Source organism: Roseateles sp. Mitsp63 (assembly GCF_059491535.1).
The window spans coordinates 5,553,406-5,578,635 of record NZ_CP168509.1 but is presented as its reverse complement, the minus strand read 5'-3'; the positions used below and the strand labels follow the sequence as shown (position 1 = coordinate 5,578,635).

At 70.0% G+C, this 25,230-nt stretch carries 21 protein-coding genes; 9 read left to right on the top strand and 12 right to left on the bottom strand.

Going from position 1 to position 25,230, the window contains the following annotated elements; all coding sequences use genetic code 11:
* Nucleotides 1-280: 280 nt before the first annotated feature.
* A complete protein-coding gene (locus ACEN96_RS24240) occupies nt 281-1,498 on the bottom strand; it encodes a LacI family DNA-binding transcriptional regulator (protein WP_495585579.1) in 1,218 nt (405 codons plus the stop codon).
* A gap of 310 nt (nt 1,499-1,808) precedes the next feature.
* On the opposite strand from ACEN96_RS24240, the gene ACEN96_RS24235 reads away from it, so the two are divergent.
* Nucleotides 1,809-2,165 (top strand): hypothetical protein, encoded by a 357-nt coding sequence (locus ACEN96_RS24235; RefSeq protein ID WP_495585578.1) that lies wholly within the window; start codon nt 1,809-1,811, stop codon nt 2,163-2,165.
* A 242-nt stretch (nt 2,166-2,407) separates the two neighbouring features.
* Nucleotides 2,408-4,279: a methyl-accepting chemotaxis protein gene (locus ACEN96_RS24230; protein ID WP_495585577.1), complete on the top strand. Its 1,872-nt coding sequence runs from the start codon at nt 2,408-2,410 to the stop codon at nt 4,277-4,279.
* A gap of 36 nt (nt 4,280-4,315) precedes the next feature.
* On the opposite strand, the gene ACEN96_RS24225 is transcribed toward ACEN96_RS24230, so the two are convergent.
* On the bottom strand, nt 4,316-5,062 hold the full coding sequence (locus tag ACEN96_RS24225; protein WP_495585576.1) for a sulfite exporter TauE/SafE family protein: 747 nt from the start codon (nt 5,060-5,062) through the stop codon (nt 4,316-4,318).
* Nucleotides 5,063-5,252: 190 nt separating this feature from the next.
* On the opposite strand from ACEN96_RS24225, the gene ACEN96_RS24220 reads away from it, so the two are divergent.
* Both ACEN96_RS24220 and ACEN96_RS24215 read left to right on the top strand, forming a co-directional pair.
* Entirely contained in the window at nt 5,253-6,251 is a 999-nt protein-coding gene (locus tag ACEN96_RS24220; protein WP_495585575.1) for a diacylglycerol/lipid kinase family protein, read from the top strand.
* Entirely contained in the window at nt 6,248-7,039 is a 792-nt protein-coding gene (locus ACEN96_RS24215; protein WP_495585574.1) for a metallophosphoesterase family protein, read from the top strand. Before ACEN96_RS24220 ends, ACEN96_RS24215 begins: the two co-directional genes overlap by 4 nt.
* On the opposite strand, the gene ACEN96_RS24210 is transcribed toward ACEN96_RS24215, so the two are convergent.
* The 4 genes from ACEN96_RS24210 to ACEN96_RS24195 all read right to left on the bottom strand — a co-directional run bounded on the left by ACEN96_RS24210 (nt 7,009) and on the right by ACEN96_RS24195 (nt 10,656).
* A complete protein-coding gene (locus ACEN96_RS24210) occupies nt 7,009-7,854 on the bottom strand; it encodes a phosphatase PAP2 family protein (RefSeq protein WP_495585573.1) in 846 nt (281 codons plus the stop codon). The genes ACEN96_RS24215 and ACEN96_RS24210 overlap by 31 nt on opposite strands.
* A 23-nt stretch (nt 7,855-7,877) precedes the next feature.
* On the bottom strand, nt 7,878-8,855 hold the full coding sequence (locus ACEN96_RS24205; RefSeq protein WP_495585572.1) for a Fic family protein: 978 nt from the start codon (nt 8,853-8,855) through the stop codon (nt 7,878-7,880).
* A gap of 40 nt (nt 8,856-8,895) precedes the next feature.
* On the bottom strand, nt 8,896-10,113 hold the full coding sequence (locus ACEN96_RS24200; protein ID WP_495585571.1) for a Fic family protein: 1,218 nt from the start codon (nt 10,111-10,113) through the stop codon (nt 8,896-8,898).
* Between the two features lie 288 nt (nt 10,114-10,401).
* The gene (locus tag ACEN96_RS24195) at nt 10,402-10,656 is read right to left on the bottom strand and encodes a hypothetical protein (protein ID WP_495585570.1); all 255 of its coding nucleotides are present in this window, start codon (nt 10,654-10,656) and stop codon (nt 10,402-10,404) included.
* Between the two features lie 148 nt (nt 10,657-10,804).
* Between ACEN96_RS24195 and ACEN96_RS24190 the strand changes: the two genes are divergently transcribed.
* From ACEN96_RS24190 to corA, 3 genes are all read left to right on the top strand, one after another.
* Nucleotides 10,805-11,800 carry a LysR family transcriptional regulator gene (locus tag ACEN96_RS24190; protein WP_495585569.1) on the top strand — a complete coding sequence of 332 codons (996 nt, stop codon included), beginning with the start codon at nt 10,805-10,807 and terminating at the stop codon, nt 11,798-11,800.
* Nucleotides 11,801-11,898: 98 nt separating this feature from the next.
* Entirely contained in the window at nt 11,899-13,125 is a 1,227-nt protein-coding gene (locus tag ACEN96_RS24185; RefSeq protein WP_495585568.1) for a Fic family protein, read from the top strand.
* 52 nt (nt 13,126-13,177) lie between these two features.
* On the top strand, nt 13,178-14,146 hold the full coding sequence (gene corA / locus ACEN96_RS24180) for a magnesium/cobalt transporter CorA (protein WP_495585567.1): 969 nt from the start codon (nt 13,178-13,180) through the stop codon (nt 14,144-14,146).
* 184 nt (nt 14,147-14,330) lie between these two features.
* Here corA and ACEN96_RS24175 read toward each other — a convergent pair whose 3' ends face one another.
* The 5 genes from ACEN96_RS24175 to ACEN96_RS24155 are packed head-to-tail and all read right to left on the bottom strand — an operon-like array spanning nt 14,331 to nt 20,262.
* Nucleotides 14,331-15,395, bottom strand: coding sequence for a tartrate dehydrogenase (locus ACEN96_RS24175; RefSeq protein ID WP_495585566.1), 1,065 nt, complete (start codon nt 15,393-15,395; stop codon nt 14,331-14,333).
* Nucleotides 15,396-15,416: 21 nt separating this feature from the next.
* Complete coding sequence (hpaI, locus tag ACEN96_RS24170; protein WP_495588676.1) at nt 15,417-16,217, bottom strand: 4-hydroxy-2-oxoheptanedioate aldolase; 801 nt, start codon at nt 16,215-16,217, stop codon at nt 15,417-15,419.
* Between the two features lie 14 nt (nt 16,218-16,231).
* Nucleotides 16,232-17,683, bottom strand: a complete 1,452-nt coding sequence (locus ACEN96_RS24165) for an NAD-dependent succinate-semialdehyde dehydrogenase (protein WP_495585565.1) — start codon at nt 17,681-17,683, stop codon at nt 16,232-16,234.
* 13 nt (nt 17,684-17,696) lie between these two features.
* On the bottom strand, nt 17,697-19,244 hold the full coding sequence (locus tag ACEN96_RS24160; RefSeq protein WP_495585564.1) for a UxaA family hydrolase: 1,548 nt from the start codon (nt 19,242-19,244) through the stop codon (nt 17,697-17,699).
* 16 nt (nt 19,245-19,260) lie between these two features.
* Nucleotides 19,261-20,262 (bottom strand): tripartite tricarboxylate transporter substrate binding protein, encoded by a 1,002-nt coding sequence (locus ACEN96_RS24155; protein ID WP_495585563.1) that lies wholly within the window; start codon nt 20,260-20,262, stop codon nt 19,261-19,263.
* Between the two features lie 115 nt (nt 20,263-20,377).
* Here ACEN96_RS24155 and ACEN96_RS24150 point away from each other — a divergent pair, with 115 nt between their 5' ends.
* Nucleotides 20,378-21,361, top strand: a complete 984-nt coding sequence (locus ACEN96_RS24150) for a LysR substrate-binding domain-containing protein (RefSeq protein WP_495585562.1) — start codon at nt 20,378-20,380, stop codon at nt 21,359-21,361.
* Here the strand turns inward: ACEN96_RS24150 and ACEN96_RS24145 are convergent.
* Entirely contained in the window at nt 21,313-22,395 is a 1,083-nt protein-coding gene (locus tag ACEN96_RS24145) for a hypothetical protein (protein ID WP_495585561.1), read from the bottom strand. The genes ACEN96_RS24150 and ACEN96_RS24145 overlap by 49 nt on opposite strands.
* A 237-nt stretch (nt 22,396-22,632) precedes the next feature.
* Between ACEN96_RS24145 and ACEN96_RS24140 the strand changes: the two genes are divergently transcribed.
* Nucleotides 22,633-25,224 carry a tetratricopeptide repeat protein gene (locus tag ACEN96_RS24140; RefSeq protein WP_495585560.1) on the top strand — a complete coding sequence of 864 codons (2,592 nt, stop codon included), beginning with the start codon at nt 22,633-22,635 and terminating at the stop codon, nt 25,222-25,224.
* Nucleotides 25,225-25,230: the final 6 nt, after the last annotated feature.

Below are 25,230 nucleotides of genomic sequence, written 5' to 3'. Positions count from 1 at the left end.
CGCTTTCATGGTATCGATGTCAACGGAGGAACGTAACAGGGTTATCGCTAGGAAGGCCGTTGGCCTTCAGTCCAGCAGCGCTTCGCGCTGTGAGTCGATGCCCCTCTCCCCTGCCCTCTCCCCGCACGCGGGGCGAGGGAGTTGACTTCGCAGCATTGAGCGTCGAATGAATCCCTCTCCCCGCGAGTAGGCAGAGTGCCGAGCATGCAACTCCCTCGCCCCGCTTTGCGGGGAGAGGGCAGGGGAGAGGGGTCTTCGAAGTACGGCAGCGCCGCGAAGCTCAAATCGCCCGTGTCGACGACCGCGCGATCAGCCGAGGCTCCGGGAGCTGCGCCGTCGGCGTCTTGTCCGCGAGCAGGTCCAGCAGCGCCTGCGCAGCGCAGCGCCCGAGCTCGAGCCCAGCCTGATGGATGGTGGTCAGCGGCGGAATGCAATGCGCCGCGCCCGCGAGATCATCGAATCCGACGATCGACACATCCTCCGGCACGCGCAGTCCCCGCCGATACAGCGCCAGCGATGCCCCGAACGCCATCTGGTCGTTGGCCGCGAAGATCGCGGTGAACGGCTCGCGGCTGTCGATGAGCCGCTCAACCGCCATCAACCCGCTCTCTTCATGGAACATGCCCGGCAGCACCAGTGCCGGCTTGTACTTGACTCCCGCTGCCTCCAGCGCCGCCCGATACCCGCGCAGCCGCTCCTGCGCATCGGGGTGGACCGGGTCTCCAGCGATGAACGCGATCTTGCGATGCCCCTGCGCGAGCAGATGATGCGTGGCCAGGCGCGCGCCTTCGAAGTCGTTGAAGTTCAGCGAATACAACCCCTGCGCCTTCAGCGTCCGTCCGGTGACCACGACCGGCAGTTCCTTCGCGAGCTTGCGCAGCGCCTCATCGCTGAGCCGGCCGGTGAGCACGATGAGCCCATCGACGCGGCGCGCGCGCAGCGTGTCGATGCAGCGCTGTTCTTCCTTCGCGTTCCAATGCCCGCTGGCGAACAGCGGGATGAATCCGGCGGCGTCGAGGACCTCCTCGACGCCGCGCAGCGCGACGCCGTAATAGGGGCTGTCGATGGACTGGGTGACGACGCCGACGCTCTGCGAGCGCCCGCCGGCGAGCACGCGCGCGATCGGGTTGGGGACGAAGCCGAGCTCGGCGATGGCGCGGTCGACGGCGTCCTTCTTTTCCTGGCTGACGACGGCGGTGCCGTTGAGGATGCGCGAGACGGTGCTCGGCGAAACCCCGCTCGCTTCGGCGACCATGCCCAGCGTCACCTTGGATGACGGGCGGGCGGTCTTGGTGCTCTTCATGGGCGGGATAGCGTTGTCGTGGGCGCGGGCGAGTTTAAGGGACGAGGGCGGCGGGGCGACCAGGGGGATGACCACGCATTTTGACTTTAAGGAAGGATGCTCGAATGCAAAAATTTCAAGTTCTTGCCGAAATTCTTCTTCTTTCAGAAGTTGATCGGCCCAAACATGGCGGGGTGAGAAGTGGATATGCTCCACACCACAAGTTTGAGGGTGTCGATTATTTGATCAGTGGGTTTCACCGTTACGAGGATGACGCGTTGCACTTCCCGGGTGAAACCATCTCCGCAAAGATTTCATTTCCCAGTTGGGAGCATTTTGGTGATGATATTTCAGTGGGGGATCGGTTTGAGATTATGGAAATGGATCGGCTTGTCGGCTCCGGCATAATCAAAAGGATCGAAGGGTAGATCCAATTGAGGTGGCGCCCGATGTTTTGAAAGGTCGCAGAGAAATTGATGGCCGATTCAACTTTGGCTTTGTAAGGCCGACTTCCAAGAGAGTGCTGATGGCAGATAAAGATGATCTCTTCAGGGACCTCGCTTCAATGCTGGACTATTGGACAAAGTCTAGTGTGGACGCAGCCTCGGACCCCAATGCCAATATTGAATGGGTCGATGACGCTCAAACCTATCGGGCACTGCAACTGGCAGTGGCCGAAGGGTCGGTCAGTCAAGAGAATATTCGTCGAATGGTTTCCGAATGCCTGCAAGGCTTCGCTATTTCAATGCTAACCGCCTTGGATGGGGGTACGGCTTTGGCTGAAAAGGGCCGACTCTTCGTGGTGGACCAAGATGGAAATAAAATCGGAGAAGGCCTGCACGCAGAATTCGTAGGGTATCTCATTAGTACAGGGCGACTCTAGCGCCTATAAGGGATCACCTCTTTCGGCATGGCGGGCTAATAAGGCTCAGGTGCTGAGGCCATTACAGCGCCCGATGCCCTCGCGGGGAGGCGCTGGTGACGTCGCCGTCCCCGCTCAAACCGTTAAAAACCCACGCTTCCTCGCCGCCTCTGCGGCGCCCCTCCGGGCCTTCCCGGAGTCGTAACACTCGGTTGCAAGACTCGCGGCGTCTTCAGAAGTACCGGCCTCCCAGGTCCCGCCCGATGTCCCTCAAGCACCGTCTCGCCCTCGTCGCCCTCTTGTGCGGCGCGGTCTGTCTGCTCCCCACCGCGCAGCTCGGCTTCAATCTGCTGAGCGCCTTGCGCAACGTGCAGGCCCAGCGCGCCGCGCTGCCCGCCAACCAGGCATGGCAGCGCGTGATCGCCGATCTCTCCGATCACCGCATGGCCTCCGCCACCGCGTCCTCCCATCCCGAGCAGGCCGCCGCGCGCGACGCCGCCGCCGCAAAACTCGACAAGGACTTCGATGCCGTGCTCATCGAACTCGCGCGCGTGCGCCACAGCGAGCCGCTCGTCGACGACGCGAAGCAGATCCACGAGGAGTTCAAGGCGCTCCACGGCAAGGGCGTGAACCAGATGCTGCAGGTGCAATCGCCGCAGTACCGCGTGCTGCTCGACCACCTCTTCGACGCCGTCTCGCAGCTGAACGCGCATTCCGACCTCGTGATGCAGCGCGAAGGCGCGACCTACTTCAACATCGTCGCGGGCCTTCAGGTCGCGCCCCGGCTCACCGACACGCTCGCCGAGCTCGGCGCGATCGCGTCCGCCGCCGCGGTCGACGACGTCGCCGCCGTGGGCAATGCATCGGGCCGCTACCGCGCGGATCTGCGCCAGCTCACCGCCGCCTTGCGGCACGCGGCCGCCGCGGACGCGGAACGCGCCAGCGACTACACCGGAGCGCTCCAACGCGTCGCGCAGCAGCGCCAGGTCGTGCTGGAGGCGCTCGACGCCTCGGCCAAGGACGTGAACTACCCGCTCGATCAACTGGTCGCGACGCTGAAGAAAGGCACCGTGCTGCAGTCCGAGCTGTCGGCCCGGATGATGGACACGCTCGCCCAGCGCCTCGACGAGAGCGAGACCAGCATGTCGCACCGCCTGCTGCTCACCTCGATCGTCGTGATCGGCGGCCTCGCCGCGCTGGGCCTGCTGCTGTGGCGCACGCTGCTGGGTGTGTGGCGTCCGATCCATGAGGCCGAGCAGCTCACCGAGCGCATCGCGCAGGGCGATCTCACAGCCGACTCGTCGTGGCACACGAGGGATGACCTGGGCCGGATGCTCGATGCGATCCGCTCGATGCGCGACCGCCTGCGCGGCCTGGTCACGCAGATGCAGGTGGCCTCGGGCGAGATCCACGGCGCCGCCGACGAGATCGCCTCCGGCAATCAGGACCTGAGCATCCGCAGCGAGCAGGCCGCCGCGCGCGTCCAGGAAGCCTCGAGCAACGTGCAGGGCCTGTCCGAGACGCTCGATGCCACGGCGCAAGCCTCGGAGCGCGCCCGCTCGCTGGCGGACGAGGCGAGCGCGAGCGCGGCCGCCGGCGGCCGCCTCGTCCAGGGCTTCGTGGACACGATGAGCTCGATCGGCGCGAGTTCCAAGCGGATGTCGGAGATCGTCTCGGTGATCGACGCGATCGCGTTCCAGACCAACATCCTGGCGCTCAATGCGGCCGTCGAGGCGGCCCGCGCGGGCGAGCAGGGACGCGGCTTCGCGGTCGTCGCCGCCGAGGTGCGCAACCTCGCCAAGCGCAGCGCCGACGCGGCCGGCGAGGTGAAGGTGCTCATCGGCGAATCGGTCGCGCGCGTGGAGCGCGGCCAGTCCGAAGTGCAGACCGCCGGTGACGCGATCGCCGGCATCGAGCGCGGCATCGGCGCCGTCAGCGCCGAGATCGGCCGCATCGCCCACGAGATCGCGGACGAGGCCACCAGCCTTCAGCAGCTGCGCGGCACCTTCACGGACGTCGAGCGCATGGTCCTGCAGAACGCCGCGCTGGTCGAGGAAGCCGCCGCGTCGGCGGCCTCGCTCAACGATCAGGCGGAGCGGATGAATGAACTCGCGTCGGCGTTCCGATTGAGCTGAGTCGACCCTGCAGGGCGACTCTGGCGTGCGCTTCGATCACAGCCCGCGCCACAGGTTGGCCGCACCGAGCGCGATGAACACGAGGAACAGCGTGCGCTGGAAGGTCGCCGCGCTGATGCGCGCCCGCACGGCGGCACCGAACGCGAGTCCGACGATCGCCCCCGCCAGCGCCACGAACGGCGGAATCGACAGCAGCGTGCCGCCTTCAAAGGCGTGCAGCCGCGCCGCCAGCGCGAGCGTCGCGACGGTGAAGGACAGGCCGAGCGCCTGGATCATCGTGTCCTTGTCCAGGCGCAGCGCCTGCAGGTAAGGCACCAGCGGCAGCACGAAGACCGCCGTCGACGCAGTGACGAAGCCGGTCGCGAGTCCGGCGGCAAGGCCGATCCACCAGGCACTGTGCGAGACCTGCGGAACGGCGGGCTTCCACAGGCCCCAGAGCCCGTACACGACGAGGATCGCGCCCAGCGCGAGCCGTGCGTCGATGGGCGCGAGCGTGCTGAGATCGGGGCCCCAGACGGTCGTCGCCACCATGCCGATCCAGACCGGCCAGAGCGTGGCCATGAGCCGCCGCCATGCGGGACCGAGGCATTGCGCGGCGTTCGTGACCAGCGACGGCATCACCAGCAGCGCCGCGGCCTGCGCGGGTGCCATCCAGAGGCCGAGCAGGCTCATGGCGACAGTCGGCAGGCCCATGCCGGTGATGCCCTTGACGCCACCGGCCAGGATGAACACGAGGGCGATGCCGAGCCAAGGCGCGAGCGCCGAGAAGGAAGTGGAATCCATGGGCGCATCTTCCCGGGGCGGTTCGCTGCTGTCGATCCCGACGGGCGATGGATATACCGCTCAGCGGATGACGCGGTGACTCCGAAGAGAGAGGGAAGAGAAGGCGAACCGCGGGACCACCGCTTGCCGAGCCGGTTATCGTCCGGCATCCACCTCGCCGTCGTGCCGCATCCACCGTCCATCTCCGCCCATGACCGAGTCCCTCTCCTCCCGCTCTCCGCCGCTCTTCGTCGTGTTCAACCGCGCCTCGGGCCATGGGGACCGGGATGAGGTCGGCCCCGCCGTCGAGGCCGCCTGCCGGGCCGCCGGACGCGTCTGCGAACTCCTGCCCGTCGAATCCCCCGACCAGCTCCCCACCATCGCGAGCGACGCCGTGCGCCGCGCCCGCGATGCGGATGGCGTCGTCGTCGCCGCGGGCGGGGACGGCACGATCAACTGCGTCGCGCAGGCCGTGCTCGGCAGCGGCTGCGCCTTCGGCGTGCTGCCGCGCGGCACCTTCAACTACTTCGCCCGCACCCATGGCATTCCCGCCGACCTCGACGGCGCGCTGCGCGTGCTGCTCACCGAAACCGCCTCGCCGGTGCAGGTCGGCCTGCTCAACGAGCGGGTCTTCATCGTCAACGCGAGCCTCGGCCTCTACCCCCAGTCGCTGGAGGACCGCGAGGCCTGGAAGCAGCAGTTCGGCCGCAGCCGCCTGGTCGCCGCGGGCGCCGTGCTCGCCACCATCCTGCGCGGTCATCGCAGCCTCAGTCTCACGATCGAACTCCATGGCCAGCCACGCAAAGTGCGCACGCCGACGGTGTTCGTCGGCAACAACGCGCTGCAGATGGAACAGGTCGGGCTGCCCGAGTCGCGCGCCATCGACGGCGGCTCCCTCGCCGGCGTGATGCTCAAGCCGGTCGGCCGATGGGGCCTGCTGAAGCTGCTCCTGCGCGGCGCGCTCGGCCGGCTCCGCGACGCCGACCAGATCGTCAACTTCGCCTTCCAGCGGCTCACCGTCCGCCCGCATCGCTTCGGCACGCGGCGCGTCAAGGTCGCCACCGATGGCGAGGTGCTCTGGATGACGCTCCCGCTACGCTTCGAGGTCGCGCCGCATCCGCTGATGCTGATCCGCCCCGATGGCCTCGCGCAAGAGCGGCGTCAGGCCCAGGCCAGCCTCGCGGCGGCGGAATCGGAGGCCGGTCGATGACGGTGGTGCTGCAGGTCTCCGATCCGCACTTCGGCACCGAACGCCCGATGGCGATGGCCGCGCTGGAGCGCCTGTGCGGCGAGCTGCGGCCGGACCTGGTGCTGATCACCGGCGACATCACCCAGCGCGCCCGCGCCATCGAGTTCTCGCGCGCCAAGGCCTTCCTCGACAAGCTGGAGGTCCCCGCGCGGCTGATCATCCCCGGCAATCACGACATCCCGCTCTATGCGCTGCACACGCGCTTCCTGCATCCCTACCAGCGCTATGAGCGCGTCTTCGGCCCCGCCCAGGACGGCGAGTTCGAGGCCGACGACCTGCTGCTGATCGCGCTCAACACGACGCGCCGCTATCGCCACAAGCATGGCGAGGTCTCGGCGCCGCAGATCGAGCGCACGGCGCAGCGGCTCGCGCGGGCGCGGCCCGGCCAGGTGCGCATGATCGCCGTGCACCAGCCCGTGGCGGTGACGCGGACCTCCGACATGGTCAACCTGCTGCGCGGCCACGCCGAGGCCGTGAGGCGCTGGTCGGAGGCCGGCGTCGATGCCGTGATCGGCGGCCACATCCATCTGCCCTATGTGCTCCCGCTGCATGAGCGCCGGACGGACCTGCCGCGGCCCGTCTGGGCGATCCAGGCCGGCACCGCGCTGAGCACGCGCGTGCGCGGCGGGATTCCGAACTCGGTCAACGTGATCCGGGCGGGCCCCGGCCGCGCCGCGTTGGCCGAACGCTGGGACGTCGACGAGACGGCGGGGCTTTTTCAGCGCGTGAGTTCGACGCCGCTGTTCTGAACGGCGGCGCGGCGCCGGCGGGCCCAGCGTGCGAACTCGATGCTGACGATGGACACGGTGAGCCAGGCCGCGCCCGACGCGAAGCCGGCCAGCACGTCACTCGGGAAATGCACGCGCAGGAACACCCGGCTCGCGCCCACCGAGAACGCCAGCCCCGCGGCCAGGATCCAGGCCGGCACGTGCCAGCGTCTGGGCAGCAGCCGCACCGCCAGGTAGGCCAGCATGCCCATCGTGATGATGGTGCCGGAGCTGTGGCCGCTCGGGAAGCTGAAGCCGTCCTCGGTGAGCCAATGCGTCGGATGCACCGGGCGGGCGCGCTCGAAGACCTGCTTCAGCAGCGGATTGAGCGCGGCGTTGCCCAGCATCGCCAGCGACCAGCCGAGCGACAGCCCTGGCCGGCGCAGCGCCAGCAGCAACAGCGCCACCACCACGCCGATGCCGATCAGCGTGTCGCGGTTGCCGACCGTCGTCAGCAGGAAGAAGGCATGCAGCGCGGCATCGGGCACCTGGTCGATCATCGCGACGATGAAGGCCTCGTCGAGCTGGCCGAGCGTGTGCTCGGTGTGGAGCGCCTCGGCGATCTCGGCGAACAGCATCGCGCCGCCGACCAGGAAGGCGAAGCCGGCCGCGAAGCGCAGCAGCAGCGCGGCGGGGGAGAGCGGTTCGGGCCTGGCGGGCGCGCCGCCGCGGTCGGGCAGCAGCGCGCGCGAGCCGATCCAGGCGGTGAGGACGACCACGAACAGCAGGACGCCGTAGATCGTCAGCGCATGCCGCCCGGCGAAGCTGGCGGCGTCGAGGAGGGAGACGGAAAACATGCGCGCATTGTGCGTGGTGGGTGTTAACGCGCCGTTTGCATGAAGCCACCGCCTTCCGACAACAGCCACGGATACTTCTTCATCGACCGCCGGTACATCCACTCGAACAGATCGACGGCGACGGACACGTCGTTGCGCTCGTAGACGCCAAGCAGCGCGACGACATGGTCATGCGGGTCGATGCCGCTGAAGCTGAGCGGCGCGCAGTTGCCCCGCAACAGCGGCTTGTTGGCGCATAGACGTCCGGTCCGCTTGTTGCCGTCCCGGAAGGCCTGCAGGTAAGCCAGATGCAGCCAGAGGAAGAACGAGGCTTCGACGGGATTGCGGATCGCCGACGCCTTGGCGGCGATCTGCTCGAGCATCTCCCGCAGCAGGGGGAAGTCCTTGGACGGCCTGTAGGCCGTACCCTTGATGTAGATGCCAACGCCGCGGACCCTCCCGCGTTGCGCCGCGGGCAGCAGGCCGTCCATCAGCGCCTCGTGCACATCCAGGATCAATTGCAGGTCCAAGCGATCGTCCGGTCGAGACGCCAGGATCTCCAAGGCGTGATGATGATTGAGCACCATCCGCGCGTGCTCGCTCCGCGCCGCCGCGCCGTTCTGGAGGTCGGGGCTGAGGCTCAGCAGCGCGTTCGACTCCGCGCGCGACAGCGCGCAGCCTTCCAGCTTCGACGAGGACCAGCAGAAGTCCGCCACGAAGTCCGTCATCAGGCTGAGCGCTCCGTGGAACTGGCACCGCCCCTTGTCCCATCGCGCTTCCGAATGGAGCGAACTGGCCAGTGATGGCGGCAGCAGCGAGTCGACGTTGGGCTGGTAGGCGTCAAGAAACTCGCGGCGATAGGGCGTCCGGGTACGAAAGTCGACCGGGATCTCCATGAAGTCGAACATCTGCCGCGATCGCTCGGACCACGCCGGCGCGCCTGGCAGTGACGGGTCATAGGCCGCTTCTGGTTCGGCGAGTTCCATCGCCGCCGCTACCGGCATATCGAAGAGAAGGCTCATCGCTTACCTCGTTCAGTCATGGGTGCTTCGCCGTTGTCCGTCAATGCGGCCGGCCCGCCGCGATCCAGCTGTCGATCAAGGGCTCATCGATGTCGAATCGCAACGCGTGGCGAGGCGCCAAGGTCCTGAGCCGTTCCGCCAGCAGCTCGCCGAACTCTCCCGCATCCGACGGCTCCAGGCACTCGAACGCGATGGCGGCCGCGGCGGATCGCCGCTCCACGACCACCGCGCGGATCACGCGCAGCAGCTCATCCCGGAAGCGGGCGACGCGGACGTCGATGCGCGGCCGTGTCGCGAGCAGGGCGACGTACTTGCGCATCGACCTCCGGTACGTGTGCACGAACAGATCGGCGGCCATCGAGAAATCCTGGCGCTCGTACACGCCGAGCATGGCTCGCCCGTAGTCGAACTCATCGATGCCTTCGAACGAGAGCGGCGCACAGTTGCGCAGTAGCAGCGGCAGGTTGGCCACCACGCGGCTCGTGCGCTTGTTGCCATCGGCGAACGCCTGCAGATACGCAAGGTGGACCCACAGGAAGAAGGCGGCCTCGACCGGGTTGCGGATCGCGGCGGCCTTGGCGAGCACCAGATCGAGCAGATCGCGGAGCGCGTCGGGCCGCTGCTCCGGCTCGAACGCCGCGCCAACGACCTCGACCTCGTGCGACCGGATCCGGCCTTGGTCGAGGCGATCGGACAGGAGACCGTCCATCAGCAGGTCGTGGACCGCGAAGACGAACTCCACGCTGAAGCGCTGATTGGGGGCCGCATGGACCAGATACTCGACGGCGTTCTTGTGGTTGATGAGCATCCGCACCTCGTCATCGTGGGCCGAGCGCGGATCCTCGATCAGCCTGCCCAGGCTGAAGATCGCCTGGCTCTGCTTTCGAGACAGCGGGTTGCCTTCCAGCCTCGACGACGACCAGGCCAGGTCGAGCACGAACACCTCCTCGACGGCTCGCGCGAAGGCGCCTCGCGGCAGCGTCTCGTACCACCGGCTGGCCTGGAACAGCTGATCGGCCAGTGCCTTGGGAAGCAGCGAGGACGCATTGGGCACATAGCGCTCGACGAGAGACCGGTCGTGGCTGGCGAGCGGCCGGTCGGACAAAGGGACGTCCAGCCGTGCCTGCAGGCGCAACGAGGCCTCGGACCAGTCGACCGGACTACGGTCGTCGGGGAGATACGGCGCGCCGGGTTCCGCCGCGCGAAGCCATGCCGGCTCGCGACCACCGAAGGGGACACGCCCCGGCGCCCGAGGCATCGTCCATCCGGCTTGAATCACTGCATCCATTGCTCACCCCGCTCTTCGGACAACAAGGCGACGATGTTGCGATCCGAATGCGGGTGACCCGGCCAAAAAACAGGTGGCGGCGGCGCGACCTGCGCTCGACTTGACGGACCCCGACTGGCGCACCCCCTTTGCGGCGGCGCGAGGATGTCGCGCGACGACCGCGCGCGGAAGCCGCGCCGCAAAGAAAAAGGCCGGACCTCGCGGCCCGGCCTTTCCTTGCAGGAGCGGACGCTGGTCTGGCGTCCCGAAGAAACCCGGTCAGTACATCATCCAGCCGTTGCGCGCGACGCGGCGCAGGGAGAAAGCGAGGTCCGGACGCTCGGCCGACTGTTCCTCGGCGGCGCGCAGGACGGCTTCGCGGGGGCGGAGTTCGGCGACGGTGTGCACGGCGCCGACGACGGCCCGGCCGGCGCGCAGCGCCAGGCCCACCAGACGCTCGCCGGCCGCGCTCGCGGTGCGGGCCCGGGCTGCGTCGGCAGCCATCACTTGGACATTCAGCGTGGTGGTGATCATGGCGTTTCCCTTCTGTTTCGAGGCACCGGACGAAGGTCCTGGCGCCGTGGTCGAGATATTGCGGTTTTTACGTAGGGGACGCCAATTGCGCTTCCGAATCGGGTCATCACTGGCGGAAATGCCCCGTGACGGAATTAGCATCCGCCCGATGAGCACCCCCCGCCCCGTCAACTTCCGGACGCTCGACCTGAACCTGCTGCGCGTCTTCGACGTGGTGATGGAAGAGCGCCACGTCACCCGTGCCGCCCACCGGCTGTCGATCACGCAGCCCGCCGTCAGCAACGCGCTGCGTCGGCTGCGCGAGGCGACCCACGAGGAGCTCTTCATCCCCACCTCCACCGGCGTCGAGCCCACGCCGCATGCGCAGGCGCTCTGGCCGGTGGTGCGCCGCGCGCTGTCCAGCCTGCAACTGGCGCTCGAGCCGCAGGTCTTCGATCCCCGCGCCGCCGGCAACACGGTCAGCTTCACGCTGGCGATGGCGGACGCGACCGCCGCGCTGGTCGTGCCGCAGCTGGCGCGGCGCTTCCTGGAGGAGGGCATCCACGTCGGGCTGCGCGTCGTGCCGCTGACCACGCGCGATCCGCGCGAGCTGCTGGAGCAGGGCTGGGCGGACCTGGCGATCGGCTTCTTCCCCGACCTGATGGAGCAGCTGCAGGTCGAGGACGACAGCGCCGCCTTCCGCCGGGAGGCGCTATACGCGAGCCGCTATGTCTGCGTGATGCGCGCGGACCATCCGCTGGCCGAGCCCGGCGCGCTGACGCTGGACGCGTACTGCGCCGCGCAGCACCTGCGCGTGAGCTTCGGCGGCCGCGCGCATGGCTTCGTCGACGACGCGCTCGCGCAGATGGGGCGCAAGCGCACGGTGGCGATGACGGTCAACAGCTTCTTCACCGGCGCGATGGCGGTGCAGCAGTCCGACCTGATCACGGTGCTGCCGGACAGCTTCGTGCCCGCGACCGGTTTCGCCGGCCAGCTCGCCTGCCGCTTGCCGCCCTTCGCGCTGCGCGGCATCGACATCAGCCAGGTCTGGCACGTCCGTGCCGAGATCGATCCGGCCCAGCGCTGGCTGCGCCAGGTGATCGGGGAGATCGCCGATGTCGTCGCGGCCGGCGCGCGGGCGCTGCCGCGCACGGGGGCCGCCTGACACCAGGGCCTGGCCGCGGGCTGCGGCCTAGCGCATATCGGTCATTGCCTTCGCCGTCGCAACGCGGAGCATCGCGGGCTTCTCATCGAGGAGCCTTCATGCAACGCGGACTCACCGGACACCACGAACCATCCATCGCCGGCGGCGAGGTCTGCCGCGCCTTCGTGCCCCGGCCGCTGCCACCGGTGCCAGCACTGAGCTTCGACGCGGATCTGCAGGAGCGCCTGAGCGCCGCGCACCTGGCGATCGGCCGGCTGGACGGCATGGTCTCGCGGATGCCGGAGACCCCGGTGCTGCTCTACGGCTACGTGCGCAAGGAAGCGGTGATGTCGTCGCGCATCGAGGGCACGCAGTCGTCGCTCTCCGACCTCCTGCTGTACGAAGCCGATGGCGCGCCGGGCGTGCCGCTGCATGACGTGCGGGAGGTCTCCTGCTATGTCGCCGCGCTCGATTGCGGGCTCGCGGGGCTGAAGGCCGGCATGCCGCTGTGCACGCGTCTGATGAACGACATGCATGCGCTGTTGATGAGCCATGGCCGTGGCGCGGGCAAGGCGCCGGGCGAGATCCGGCGGACGCAGAACTGGATTGGCGGACGGTCGCCTCGCGCAGCCCAGTTCGTGCCCCCGCCACCGAACCGCTTGCCTGGCTGCCTGTCCGACCTAGAGAAGTTCCTCAACGATCAACCGGCGCCGACCGCGACCTTGATCAAGGCGGCGCTGGCACATCTGCAGTTCGAGACCATTCATCCCTACCTCGATGGCAACGGCCGTCTCGGCCGGCTGCTGATTCCACTGATCCTGGTCCACGAGCGTGTCCTGCGGGCGCCGCTGCTTTACCTGTCGCTCCATTTCAAGCGTCACCGGGAAACGTACTACCGCCTGCTGCAGGACGTGCGCGAGCACGGCGACTGGGAAGCCTGGCTGCGCTTCTTCGCGACGGCGGTGGCGAACACGGCGTCACAGGCGGTGGGCACGGCCGAGGCGCTCGCGGCATTGAGGGTCATCGACGGCGCGCGGATCCGCTCGGCGATGCGGGTGGACGACGCGCTCCTGCAGGTTCATCGTGCCCTGTGCCAGCGGCCGGTCGCTCGCTCCGCCGACCTCATGGCGCTCACCGGCCTGGACTCGGGGGCGGTCGGCCGCGCGGCCGCGATTCTGACGGAGCTCGGTCTGCTGCGCGAAGCGCCGGGCTTGGCCGGCGACTGCATCCATGTCTATACGGATTTCCTCAACCTGCTGGACCGGGAGCAGGAGGAGGATCTCCCCCGTCCATCGGAAGCGGCGGATGGGGTATCGCCCTCCCGGTTTGTCTTGATGCCCTCTTGATCCAGTCCGGGCTACGCTCGCCGGATCAAGCCGCTCACAAGAACGAGGGACCATGCTCATCAACTGCGTCGCCTACCGCGACGGCCGCCGGCTCGCCGACATCAGGCCGGAAGAGATCAGCGACTACCTGAAGCTGCCCGACTGCTTCGTCTGGGTCGCCCTGCGCGATGCCGCGCCCGAGGAAGTCCTCGCGATGAAGGAGGAGTTCGACCTCCACGAACTCGCCGTCGAGGATGCGCTGCACGGGCAGCAGCGGCCCAAGGTCGAGGAGTACGGCGACACGCTGTTCGCCGTCATGCAGACCGTGCAGTTCACGCCCACCGACGAACTCTGCACCGGTGAGGTGTCGATCTTCGCCGGCAGCAACTTCGTGCTGTCGATCCGCAACCGCGTCGCGCAGAACCTGCTCGGCGTGCGCGCCCGCGCGGAGAAGGAACCGCACATGCTCAAGCGCGGGCCCGGCTTCGTGATGTACGCGATCATGGACGCGGTCGTGGATCGCTATTTCCCGGTGATCGAGGCGCTGGAGGCGGAGCTCGACGCGATCGAGGGACAGATCTTCGAGCCCGGCGTCACGCGCGAGAACATCCGCCGGGTGTATGCGCTCAAGCAGCGCGTCACGACGGTGAAGCACGCGGTATCGCCGCTGCTGGATGCCGTCGGCAAGCTGGTGCGCGGGCGCGTGCCGCCGATCTGCGAGGACACGCGGGAGTACTTCCGCGATGTCTACGACCATCTGGAGCGCATGCAGTCGGCGCTCGACACGCTGCGGGATTCGGCGACCACGGCGATCCAGGTCCATCTGTCGATGGCGGCGATCGAGGATTCGGAGATCACCAAGCGGCTGGCCGCATGGGCAGGGATCTTCGCGGCGGCGACCGCGTTCGCGGGGATCTGGGGCATGAACTTCGAGGTCATGCCGGAACTCAAGTGGCGATGGGGATATCCGGCGGCGCTGGGCGTCATCGCCGCCACTTGCGGCGTGCTGTTCTGGCGGTTCAGGCGAGCGGGCTGGCTGTAGCGCTCCCGGTGGCGGCCTCGCTCCTTCTTCTTACCCCCTCGCCCCAGCGGGGAGAGGGAGGGGAGAGGGGGCTCGTGCCACAGCGCTGCTGCCCTTCGAAGCACCCCCCTCTCCCCTGCCCTCTCCCCCCTCGCGGGGGGCGAGGGAGTTCTTGCCCCAGCGCTGCTGCCCCTGGAGACCGGCCTCAGATGAGCGCCGCGATCGCCTGCCCCATCTCGGTCGTGCTGGCCTCGCCGCCGAGGTCACGCGTGCGCGGCCCCGACGCCAGCGTCTTCTCGATCGCCGCCAGGATCGCGTCATGCGCCGCCTGTTCACCCAGGAACTGCAGCATCAGCGCCCCGGACCAGATCATCGCGACCGGATTGGCGATGTTCCTGCCGTAGATGTCCGGCGCCGAGCCATGCACCGGCTCGAACAGCGACGGGAACGAGCGCTCCGGATTCAGGTTGGCCGACGGCGCCAGCCCGATCGTGCCGGTCGTCGCCGGTCCCAGGTCCGAAAGAATGTCCCCGAACAGGTTGGACGCGACCACCACGTCGAAACGCCCCGGCTGCAGCACGAAACGCGCCGACAGGATGTCGATGTGCTGCTTGTCCACCGTGACCGACGGATACCCCGCGCCCACCGCGTCGGCCCGCCCATCCCACCACGGCATCGAGATCGCGATGCCGTTGCTCTTCGTCGCCACCGTCAGATGCTTGCGCTCGCGGCCCTGCGCCAGCTCGAATGCGTACTTCAGCACCCGGTCCGCGCCGAAGCGCGAGTACACCGACTCCTGGATCACGATCTCCCGATCGGTCCCCGCATACATCACGCCGCCCAGGTTCGTGTACTCGCCCTCGGTGTTCTCGCGCACCACGAAGTAATCGATCTCGCCCGCCTTGCGATTCGCCAGCGGGCAGGGCACGCCCTCGAAGAGCCGCACCGGCCGCAGGTTGATGTACTGGTCGAACTCGCGGCGGAACTTCAGTAGCGAGCCCCACAGCGACACATGGTCCGGCACCGTCGCCGGCCAGCCGACCGCGCCGAAGAAGATCGCGTCCTGTCCTTGCAGTTGCGCCTTCCAGTCGTCCGGCATCATCTGCCCGGTCTGCTGGTAGTAGTCGCAACTGGCCCATTCGATGCGGGTGAACTCGAAGCGGATGCCGAAGCGCTTCGCGGCGGCTTCCAGCGCGCGCAGGCCCTCGGGCATCACTTCCTTGCCGATGCCGTCGCCGGGAATGACGGCGATCTTGTACGTCTTGCTCATGGTCGTGCTTTCAACGGGAGATCAGTAGGGCGAGCCGGCCGGCGCCGGCTGCGGCGGCGCGAGGTCGAAGTCCGCGGCCAGTCTACGCGTGGCCTGCGCGAGCAGCGTCACGTCGATGCCGACGGCGACGAAGCTCGCACCGAGCGCGAGGTAATGGCGCGCGAGCGCCGCGTCGCCGGTCAGCGTGCCGGCCGCCTTGCCGCTGGCGACGATGGTGCGGATCGCGCCATCGATGGCGGCCTGCACCTCGGGATGGGTCGGCTGGCCGCGATGACCCAGCGAGGCCGCCAGGTCCGCGGGCCCGATGAACACGCCGTCGACGCCGTCCACCGCGCAGATCGCCTCCAGGTGCCTCAGCGCCGTCGCGGTCTCCGCCTGGACGAGCACGCACGCGTCGCCATCGGCCTCGTCGAGGTACTGGCGCCGCAGCCCCCAGCGCGACGCGCGCGCCACCGCCGCGCCCACGCCTCGCACGCCGTGCGGCGGATACCGCGTCGCCGCGACCACGGCGGCCGCCTGCTCCGGCGTGTCGATCATCGGCACCAGCAGCGTCTGCGCGCCGATGTCGAGCAGCTTCTTGATGCCGTCCTTGTCCGCGTTGACCGCGCGCACCACCGGATGCGACGGATAGGGCGCCACGGCCTGCAGCTGCTGCAGCGTGCTGGTCAGCTCGTTGGGCGCGTGCTCGCCGTCGATCAGCAGCCACTGGAAGCCGGCCGTCGCGCAGACCTCCGCGCTGTAGGCCTGCGCCATCGAGAGCCACAGCCCCACCTGCGGCTGGCCGGCCTTCAATGCGCGCTTGAACGGATTGGAGAAGTCCATGGCCGCGGGCGCGCTCATGCCAGGCCTCCCTGGCAGACGTACTTCAGGTGCTGGTAGTCGTCGAGCCCGTGCGTCGAGCCCTCGCGGCCGTAGCCCGATTCCTTGACGCCGCCGAAGGGCGCGGCCTCGGCCGCGATCGCGCCTTCATTGAGGCCGACGATGCCGCTCTCCAGTGCATCGGCGACGCGCCAGGCGCGGGCGATGTCGCGGGTGTAGAAGTAGGCGGCCAGGCCGAAGGGCGTGTCGTTCGCGGCGGCGATGACGTCGTCCTCCGATTCGAAGCGCAGCACCGGCACCACCGGGCCGAAGGTCTCTTCCTGCCAGAGCTGCATCGCGGCCGTCGCGCCGGTCAGCACCGTCGGCGCGAAGTAGTTGGGGCCCGCGGCGACGTCGTTGCGCACGCGCGTCCCGCCGGTGACGACCCGGGCGCCGCGCGCCACCGCGTCGTCGACATGGCGCTCGATCTTCTCGACCGCGCGGGCGTTGATCATCGGCCCGATCTGCGAATCGGCCCGGCTGGCCGGCCCCACCTTGAGCGCGCCGACCCGCGCCGCGAGCTTCTCGACGAACAGGTCGTGGATGCCCGCCTGCGCGAACACGCGGTTGGGACACACGCAGGTCTGGCCGCCGTTGCGGAACTTGGCCGCCATCAGGCCGTCCACCGCCGCGTCGACATCGGCGTCATCGAAGACGATGAACGGCGCGTTGCCGCCGAGCTCGAGCGAGAGCTTCTTCAGCGTCGCGGCCGACTCGCGCGCCAGGTGCTTGCCCACCGGCGTCGAGCCGGTGAAGGTGATCTTACGCACGCGCGGATCGATGAGCCACGCGTCGACGACCTCCGGCGTGCGCTCGCGCGACGCGCAGACGATGTTGAGCACGCCCGGTGGCAGGCCGGCCTCGACCGCGAGCTCGACCAGCGCGAGCGAGGTGAGCGGCGTGTCCTCGGCCGGCTTGGCGACGACGGTGCAGCCCGCGGCCAGCGCGGGCGCGATCTTGCGGGCGATCATCGCGGCCGGGAAGTTCCACGGCGTGATCGCCGCGACGACGCCCACCGGCTCGCGCAGCGCCAGCATCCGCCGGCCCTGCACGGGCGCTGGGATGACCTCGCCGTTGGCGCGCGTCGCTTCCTCGGCGAACCACTCGACATAGCTGGCCGCATAGGCGATCTCGGCGCGCCCTTCGGCCAGCGGCTTGCCCTGCTCCTGCGAGATCAGCGCGCCAAGCCGGTCCTGGTCGCGCAGGATCAGATCGTTCCAGCGCTTGAGCATCGCGGCGCGCTGCCTGGCCGGCACCGCGCGCCAGCCAGGGAAGGCGGCGTGCGCGGCGTCGGCCGCGGCCCGCGCGTCGTCGGCGCCGCTGTCGGGCACCTCGGCGATGCGCGCCTCGTCGGCCGGGTCGACGACCGGGAAGCGGTCGCCGGATGCCGCGTCGCACCAGCGGCCGGCGATGTGGTTCTTCGTTTGCATGGGGTGGTTCAGGTCAGCTGACGATGCCCAGGTGCCAGGGCACGAACTCGTGGTCGCCCAGGCCGAGCAGTTCGCTCTTGGTCGGCTCGCCGGACGCGGCGCGCAGGATGTGGTCGAAGATGCGCCGGCCCATCTGCTCGATGCTCAGCGCGCCGTCGATGACCAAGCCGCAGTTGATGTCCATGTCCTCCTCCAGGCGCGTGAACATCGGCGTGTTGCTGGCGAGCTTGATCGTCGGCGCCGGCTTGGAGCCGAACATCGAGCCGCGCCCGGTGGTGAAGCAGATCAGGTTGGCACCGCTGGCGATCTGGCCGGTCGTGGCGACCGGGTCATAGCCCGGCGAGTCCATGAACACGAAGCCCGCCTGATCGATGGGCTCGGCGTATTCGTAGACCTGCTGCAGCGGCGTGGTGCCGCCCTTCATCGCCGAGCCCAGCGACTTCTCGAAGATGTTGGCCAGCCCGCCCGCCTGGTTGCCGGGGCCGACGACGCCGTTGAACTGGCCGTTGTGGCCGCGGGTGTATTCCGCCCACCAGGCCAGCCGGTCCAGCAGCTTCTGGCCGACCTCGGCGCTGACCGCGCGCCGGGTGAGCATGTACTCGACGCCGTGGATCTCCGGCGTCTCCGACAGGATCGCGGTACCGCCATGACGCACGAGGATGTCCATCGCCGCGCCCAGCGCCGGATTGGCGCCGATGCCGGAGAAGCCGTCCGAGCCGCCGCATTCCAGGCCGATCTTCAGGTGCGCCGCGCTGACCGTCTGGCGCGCGATGTCGTTGGCCGCCGGGAGCATCTCCTCGACCGCGCGGATGCCGGCATCGATGGTGGCGCGGGTGCCGCCGGTCTCCTGCATCACCAGCGTGCGCAGGTTGCGGCCGGGGACCAGATGCTGCGACGCGACCAAGTCCGCGACCTGGTTGCGCTCGCAGCCCAGGCCGACGATCAGCACGCCCGCGAGGTTGGGGTGTCTCGCATAGCCGGCGATCGTGCGGCGCAGCAGGTCGAAGTGGGGGCTGGGCGAGGACATGCCGCAGCCGCTGGTCTGGGCGAAGGCGACGACGCCGTCGACGTTCGGCCATGCCGCGAGCCGCTCCGGCGTGAAGTGCGCGGCGATGCGGTTGATCGCCGTCGACGAGCAGTTGACCGAGGCGACGATGCCGATGAAGTTGCGCGTCGCCACGCGGCCGTCGGCGCGCACGATGCCCTGGAAGGTCGCGCGCTCGGCCTCGGGCACGTAGTCGATGGGCCGCACGTCCGCGCCGAAGGCCGGATCGCGATGGAAATCGACCAGCGCGATGTTGTGCGCGTGCACGTAGTCCCCGGCGTCGATGTCGCGCGCCGCGACGCCGATCACCGCGTTGTACTTGCGGATCGGCTCGCCGGCGGCGATGCGGCGCGCCGCGATCTTGTGGCCGGCGGGCACCTGCGCCTTCAGGCGCAGCCCGAACTCCGGCAGCGCTTGTCCCAGCGTCAGCACCTGGCGCGCGATCAGCACGTTGTCGTCGCGGTGCAGGCGCAGCAGCGGCGAGGCGCCCGTGTCGGCGGTGGAAGAAGCGGTCATCGTCGGGGTCTCTCGCTCAGCCCTTGGCCAGCAGCTCGCGCAGCTTCAGGCGCTCGATCAGCTGCGTGTCCTTGCGGTAGGTGGCCTGGACGTACTTCTCGTAGTCCGGCTGGTCCAGGTACATCACCGGCGAGTCGATGCGGTCGCAGGTGGCGATGAAGTCGGGATCGGCGGCGGCCTTGCGGAACGCGTCGCGCAGCCTGGCCACGATCGCCGGGTCCATGCCCTTGGGCGCGCCGATGCCGTTGGGCGCGTCGACGACCAGGGGGTAGCCGCTCTCCTTGAGCGTGGGCACGCCGGGGAAGTCCTTGGTCCGCGTCTCGCCCCAGGTGGCCAGCAGCCGCAGCTTGCCGGACTTCACATGCGGCGCCCACGAGCTGGAGTCCGCCACCGCGTCCACCTGGCCGCCGAGCAGGTCCTGCAGCGCCGGCGCGCCGCCCTTGTAGGGGATGTGGTTGAGCTGGATGCCGGCGAGCAGGTTGAACTCCTCCATGCCGACATGCGTCGCGCCGCCGATGCCGGCGCTGCCGTAGGTGATCAGGCCGGGCTTGGCCTTGGCCGCGGCGACGAACTCGGCCAGCGTCTTCCATGGCGACTCGGCGCGCACCACCAGTCCGAAGGTCTGGCCGTTGACGCGCGCCAGGTAGGTCAGGTCCTTGAGCGGATCCAGCTGCACGGTGCGCAGTTGCGCGAAGCGCGTCACCGAGATCGGAATCTGGCCGATCGTGTAGCCATCGGGCTTGGCCTGCGACAGCACCTTGGTGCCGAGCATGCCGGAGGCGCCGGCGCGGTTCTCGATGATCACGGTCTGGCCCAGCGCCTTGGAGGCGGCCAGGCACAGCGCGCGCATCGTCACGTCGGCGGTGCCGCCGGCCGGCCAGGGGCAGATGAAGGTGAGGGCGCGCTCGCCCGGGTAGGCCGCGGTGGCGCCCGCGAGGCGCGGCAGCGACAGCGCGGCGGCACCGAGGCCTGCGGCGCCGGCGAGCAGGACGCGGCGGCGGTCCGTGCGGATGGTCATGGCTTGTCTCCTGGTGGTCTTTGCGCCGCATTGTGGGCATCGGCTCCATGCACCTCAAATGAAGAACTGGACAGCCTTCATGTCATGAACGGCATGAAGACTAAGATGCGCCCCCATGAGCCAGATCGACCGCGTCCTGCGTTCCAACCTGAAGCTGCGCCACCTGCAGATGCTGGTGGCGCTGGACCAGTTCCGCCACCTGGGCCGCGCGTCGGAGTTCCTCTCGCAGACGCAGCCGGCGGTATCGAAGTCGCTGGCCGAGGTCGAGCGCATGTTCGGGCTGACGCTGTTCACGCGCTCGACGCGGGGCACCGAGCCGACGCCGTTCGGCGAGGCGGTGGTGCGTTTCGCGCGCTCGGTGCTGTCGGACTACGCCCGCACCCGCGACGAGATCGCCGCCGTGGCCAGCGGCGCGGCGGGCCGGGTCAGCGTCGGCGCGATGGTGGTGGCGACGCCCGGCGTGGTCGCCGGCGCGGTCGAGCGGCTCAAGCGGCAGTCCTCGCTGACGACGGTCCACATCGAGGAGGGCGACCTGACCCGGCTGCTGCCGCGCCTGCGCACTGGCGAGCTCGACGTCATCGTGTCGCGGCTGGAGCCCGGCTACGCCGCGCCCGACCTGACGATGGAGCCGCTGTACGAGGAGCCGATGCGCATCGTCGTGCGGCCCGACCATGCGCTGGCCACCGCGCGCAAGCCCCGGCAGCCGCCATGGGCCGCGCTGGCGCGCATGCCCTGGGTGATGCCGCCGCCCTGGGCCTCGTCCCGGATCAAGCTGAACCAGCTGTTCTATGCGCAGCAGCTCGACCCGCCGAGCGACATCATCGAGAGCGCGTCCTTCCTGGTCACGCTGACCTTCCTGCGCCAGCGTGGTGCGGCGGCCTTCGTGGCGGACAACGTCGCGCGCACCCTGGCGCGCGAGGGGCTGGCGGCCGTGCTGCCGATCGACATCCCGATCGAGCTGCCGCCCGTGGGCCTGATGACGCTGCGCCAGCGCCGCCCGACGCCGGCCGCGGAGCAGTTCATGGCGAACTGCCGCGAGGCCGCGGCGGCTCACCAGCCCAGGGCGGCGTCGCGGAAGCTGTCCAGGGCGAGCTCGTAGTTCATCTCGCCGAGCAACCCGGTCAGGCGGACGCTGTCCGCGTTCCACAGGTCCACGACGTAGCGCCAGGCCGGCGCCAGCGAGCGCGGTTCGGCCTCGTCGGCGGGGATCTCCGCCTCGATCGAGGGCGGCGGCAGGTCCGAGGGCAGCATCAGCCGCGACGGCGCGGCCGGCCGGTCCGCGTCCTCGTCGTAGAGCGCGGTGCCGGCGCTGGCGTCGATGCCGGGATCGATGCGCCAGCGGCCGTCGGTCTGCACGGTGATGCGCGGACGCAGCCAGGGCTCGTGGGCGCGCGGGTTGACCAGGTGGCAGCTGCGGCGGCGCGCGTCCACGACCAGCAGGCTCAGCACCGAGCCGCGGCCGTTGGCGCGTTCCTCGATGTAGTCGGGGTGCTCGGGCGGGCCGTCGACGTCGACGACGAAGTAGCGGTCGTCGATCCACTCGCCCGATCCATTGATCGAGCAGCCGAAGGTCAGCTCCTGCGGATAGGGCAGCAGCCGGCCGTCCAGCCACAGTGCCGCGCCATAGGGCGCCTCGAAGACGCCGTCGTCGCGGGGGTACTCGGGCAGGCGGCCGTCCTCCCACCAGACCACGGCCCGGTGCAGGCGTCCGGGCGCGTCGGCGATGCGGAAGCCCGCGGTGCGCCATTCCGGCCAGGAGGTCCAGAGCCGCGCCTCGACGCGCTCGTCCAGCCCCATCGCGCGCAGGTCGCGCGTACTGGCGTGCTGCAACAGATGCTGTGCGAAGTGCCGCCACATCGCGTGGCCGAGCCGGCGGGCGATGTCGTCGGCGTCGCGCAGCCAGTCGAGCAGCAGCGGCACCACCGGTGCCTGGCGGGACCAGAGCGCATGCGCGGCGACGGACTGCGCCCAGCGCCGCTCGAGGGCGCGCGAGGCCGTCGCCGAGGGGCTGGCGGGCGCGGCGGCATCGGCCGGGGACGGGCTGCCGGAAGTGGAGGAGGCAAGTCCGGCGGGTGGCGGGAGGCCGACCGGAACGGGCGGGACGGGGGAAGGGGGCAGGTGGTACAGCGGCATCAGGTCGGGTGCACCGGAAACGACGGGACCGGTGTCGACCGGCCTGGGGCAGATGAGGTTCCCGGCGCGGCGGCGGACCGTCGCCGCCCTGGGGGACGCCTGCCGGCGCCCCCGGGGCCGGGTCTTGCCCTGGGTCTCCTTGGTCGGAAAAAGCTGCCGGGCGCGTGTGGGACAGTCGGTGCCTCGATTCCCTCCGGCGATTGACTCCCCATGACGATGCCCCGATCCCGAGCTCCGATGCCCCTTGGCGCACTGAGCGCCGCCCTGCTGATCCTGACCGCCGCGCCAGCGCCGGCGGCCGAGCCCTCCGCGCCGGTGGCCGTCGCCGAGGCGGCCACCGCGCCAACGCCGGAGCTGGTCGACGCGCTGGTCGAGGCTGGCCGCGTCGACGAAGCCGCCGCGTCGCTGGACCGGCTCGACGACCGCCCGGCGGCGCGGCTCACGCGGCTGCGCGTCTGGCTGCGCACGCAGGACTTTCCGCGCGCGCTGCCCTTGCTGAAGGCGCTGGCCGCCAAGCCGGCACTGGGCCCCGAGGAGCGCACCGTCCTCTACGACGGCCTGCGCGCCCGGGACGACCTGGCCGAGATCGACCGCCGCACGCGCACCACGATCGAGCACGGCACGGCCGACGCCGTGGACCTGCTCGCCGCCGGCGAGCTGGCGCTCGCGCTGCACCAGGATGAACGCGCGAAGGGGCTGCTGGACCGCGCGCTCCAGGCGGCGTCGACCTCCCGCGAGAAGGGCGAGGCGCTGCGCGCGCTCGGCCAGTGGTCCTACCAGCAGCGCGATTTCGACACCGCCTTCAAGCGGCTGGAGGAAAGCATCGCCTGGCGCCGCGGCGCGGAGACGCTCGGCGCCCTGGCGGAGACCTTCATCCGCCTGGCCCGTACGGCCGACGCGACCGCCGCCGCGCAGCAGGCGCTCGAATACAACCCGTACGACGAGCACGCGCACTACCTGCTGGGCAATGGCTACGCGCGCCGCAACTACACCGAGCTGCGCCGCGACGAGGGCGCCCGCTTCGACGAGGCCGAGCGCCTGGTGCGCCGCGCCTCGGACGCGCTCGAGGCAGGCGATCCCGGTCAGGCGCGGGCGCTGTCGCGCCAGGCGCTCAAGGCCTGTCCGGACCATGGCCGCGCGCACGCGGTGCTGGCCAAGGCGCTCGAGTTCCAGCGCCTGGCCGTCGAGGTGCACCGCGAGGGCTACGAAGCCCGCTTCGCCGCGGCGCCGATGCCCGAGGTGCCCGGCATCGAGCGCTACGTGCTGAACTGGCAGGACCTGTCGCCGCGCATCCGCAAGCGGGTCGCGCTGTCGGTGGCGCCGTGGAGGAGCTACATCCCGGTGCTGGTCGAGGGCAGCGCCACGCACTACATCAAGCCGATGTGGCAGCGTCTGTCGGAGACGCCCAAGCTGGAGTCGCTGCGCGATGCGCGCATCGACACGGACTCGCGGCTGTGGGACGACGTGCGCGGCGCCGGCGGCCACAACACGGTCACCGGCTTCGAGGACGTCGAGCGCCTGATCGCCGACCGCTACAACACCGTGCTCCATGAGCTGTCGCACCAGGTGCACGGCGTGCTCGGCCCCGACGACTGGCGCGAGATCGAGGCGCTGTACCGCGCCGCCAAGGCGCGCGACGCGAAGACGGGCAAGGCCTTCCTGTCGCGCTACGCCAGCGGCACGGTCTGGGAGTACTTCGCCGAGGGGGTGAACGCGCAGGCCTCGCCTCGCCGCGACGCCTACGACACGCGCGAGATCGTCCGCGAGCGCCTGGCCGAGCTGGATCCCGACCTGCAGCGCCTGGTGCTGAAGCTGCAGGCGCGCACCGACGCGAGCGCGAGCCTGCCCATCGCGATGAGCAACGAGGCCGGGCGCCGGCTGGAGACCGGCGACGTCGACGGCGCGCTCGAGCAGCAGAAGCAGGCGCTGGCGCTGGCGCCGGACAACGAGGCGGCGCAGCTGGCGATGCTGCGCATCCGCGCGATCCGCGGCGATCGCGCGCTGGTGGGCCCGCTGGCCGATGCGGCGCTGGCGGCCCATGGCGGCAGCGCCAACGTGCGCGTGGCCGTCGCCGAGGCGCGGCGCTGGCTGGGCGTGCCGCTGCCGGCGGTGGCCAAGGAGCTGCGCGCCGGCGGCGAGCGCATGAACGCGGAGGATTCGCTGCGCGTGAACCTCGCGGCGGGCGGCGTGCTGCGCGACCTGGGCGATGTCGAGGGTGCGATCGCCGCGTACGACGCCGCGCTCGCCGCGCAGGCCGACAAGCCCGAGGCGCTGTGGGGCAAGGCGACCGCGCTGGCGCTGGCCGGGCGCTGGGAAGCGGCGTTCGCGCTGTACGACCGCGTCGTGCGCGAGCGCTCCGGCCTGATCGAGCTGCGCATCGACCATGCGCAGGACCTGCTGATGGCGCGGCGCCTGGACGCCGCGCGCGATGCCTTGCGCGCGGCGGCGCTGCTTGATCCGGAGGATCCGTCGGTGCTCGCGCTGCAGGGCTGGCTGGCGCTGGAGGGCGGCGATGGGGCCGGGGCGCTGAAGGCGGCCGATCGGGCGCTGGCGATCGCGCCGTGGCTGGACCTCGCGCTGGCGGTGAAGGGCGCGGCGCTGCGCCGGCTGGACCGCGCGGCGGAGGCCGAGGCGGCGTGGAAACCGCTGCGCGACCGGATCGCCGCGGGCACGCCGCCGGAGTACGTCTACTTCAAGCCGCGCTCGGCCTGGATGCTGGCGCACGCCGTCGGGGCGCGCGAGCTGCAGGTCTTCGAGCGGCTGGGGATGGGCGCGCCCGGCGGTGCGGGCAAGGAGGGCCAGGGAGGCGGGGGACATCCCATGCCTTGAGGATGG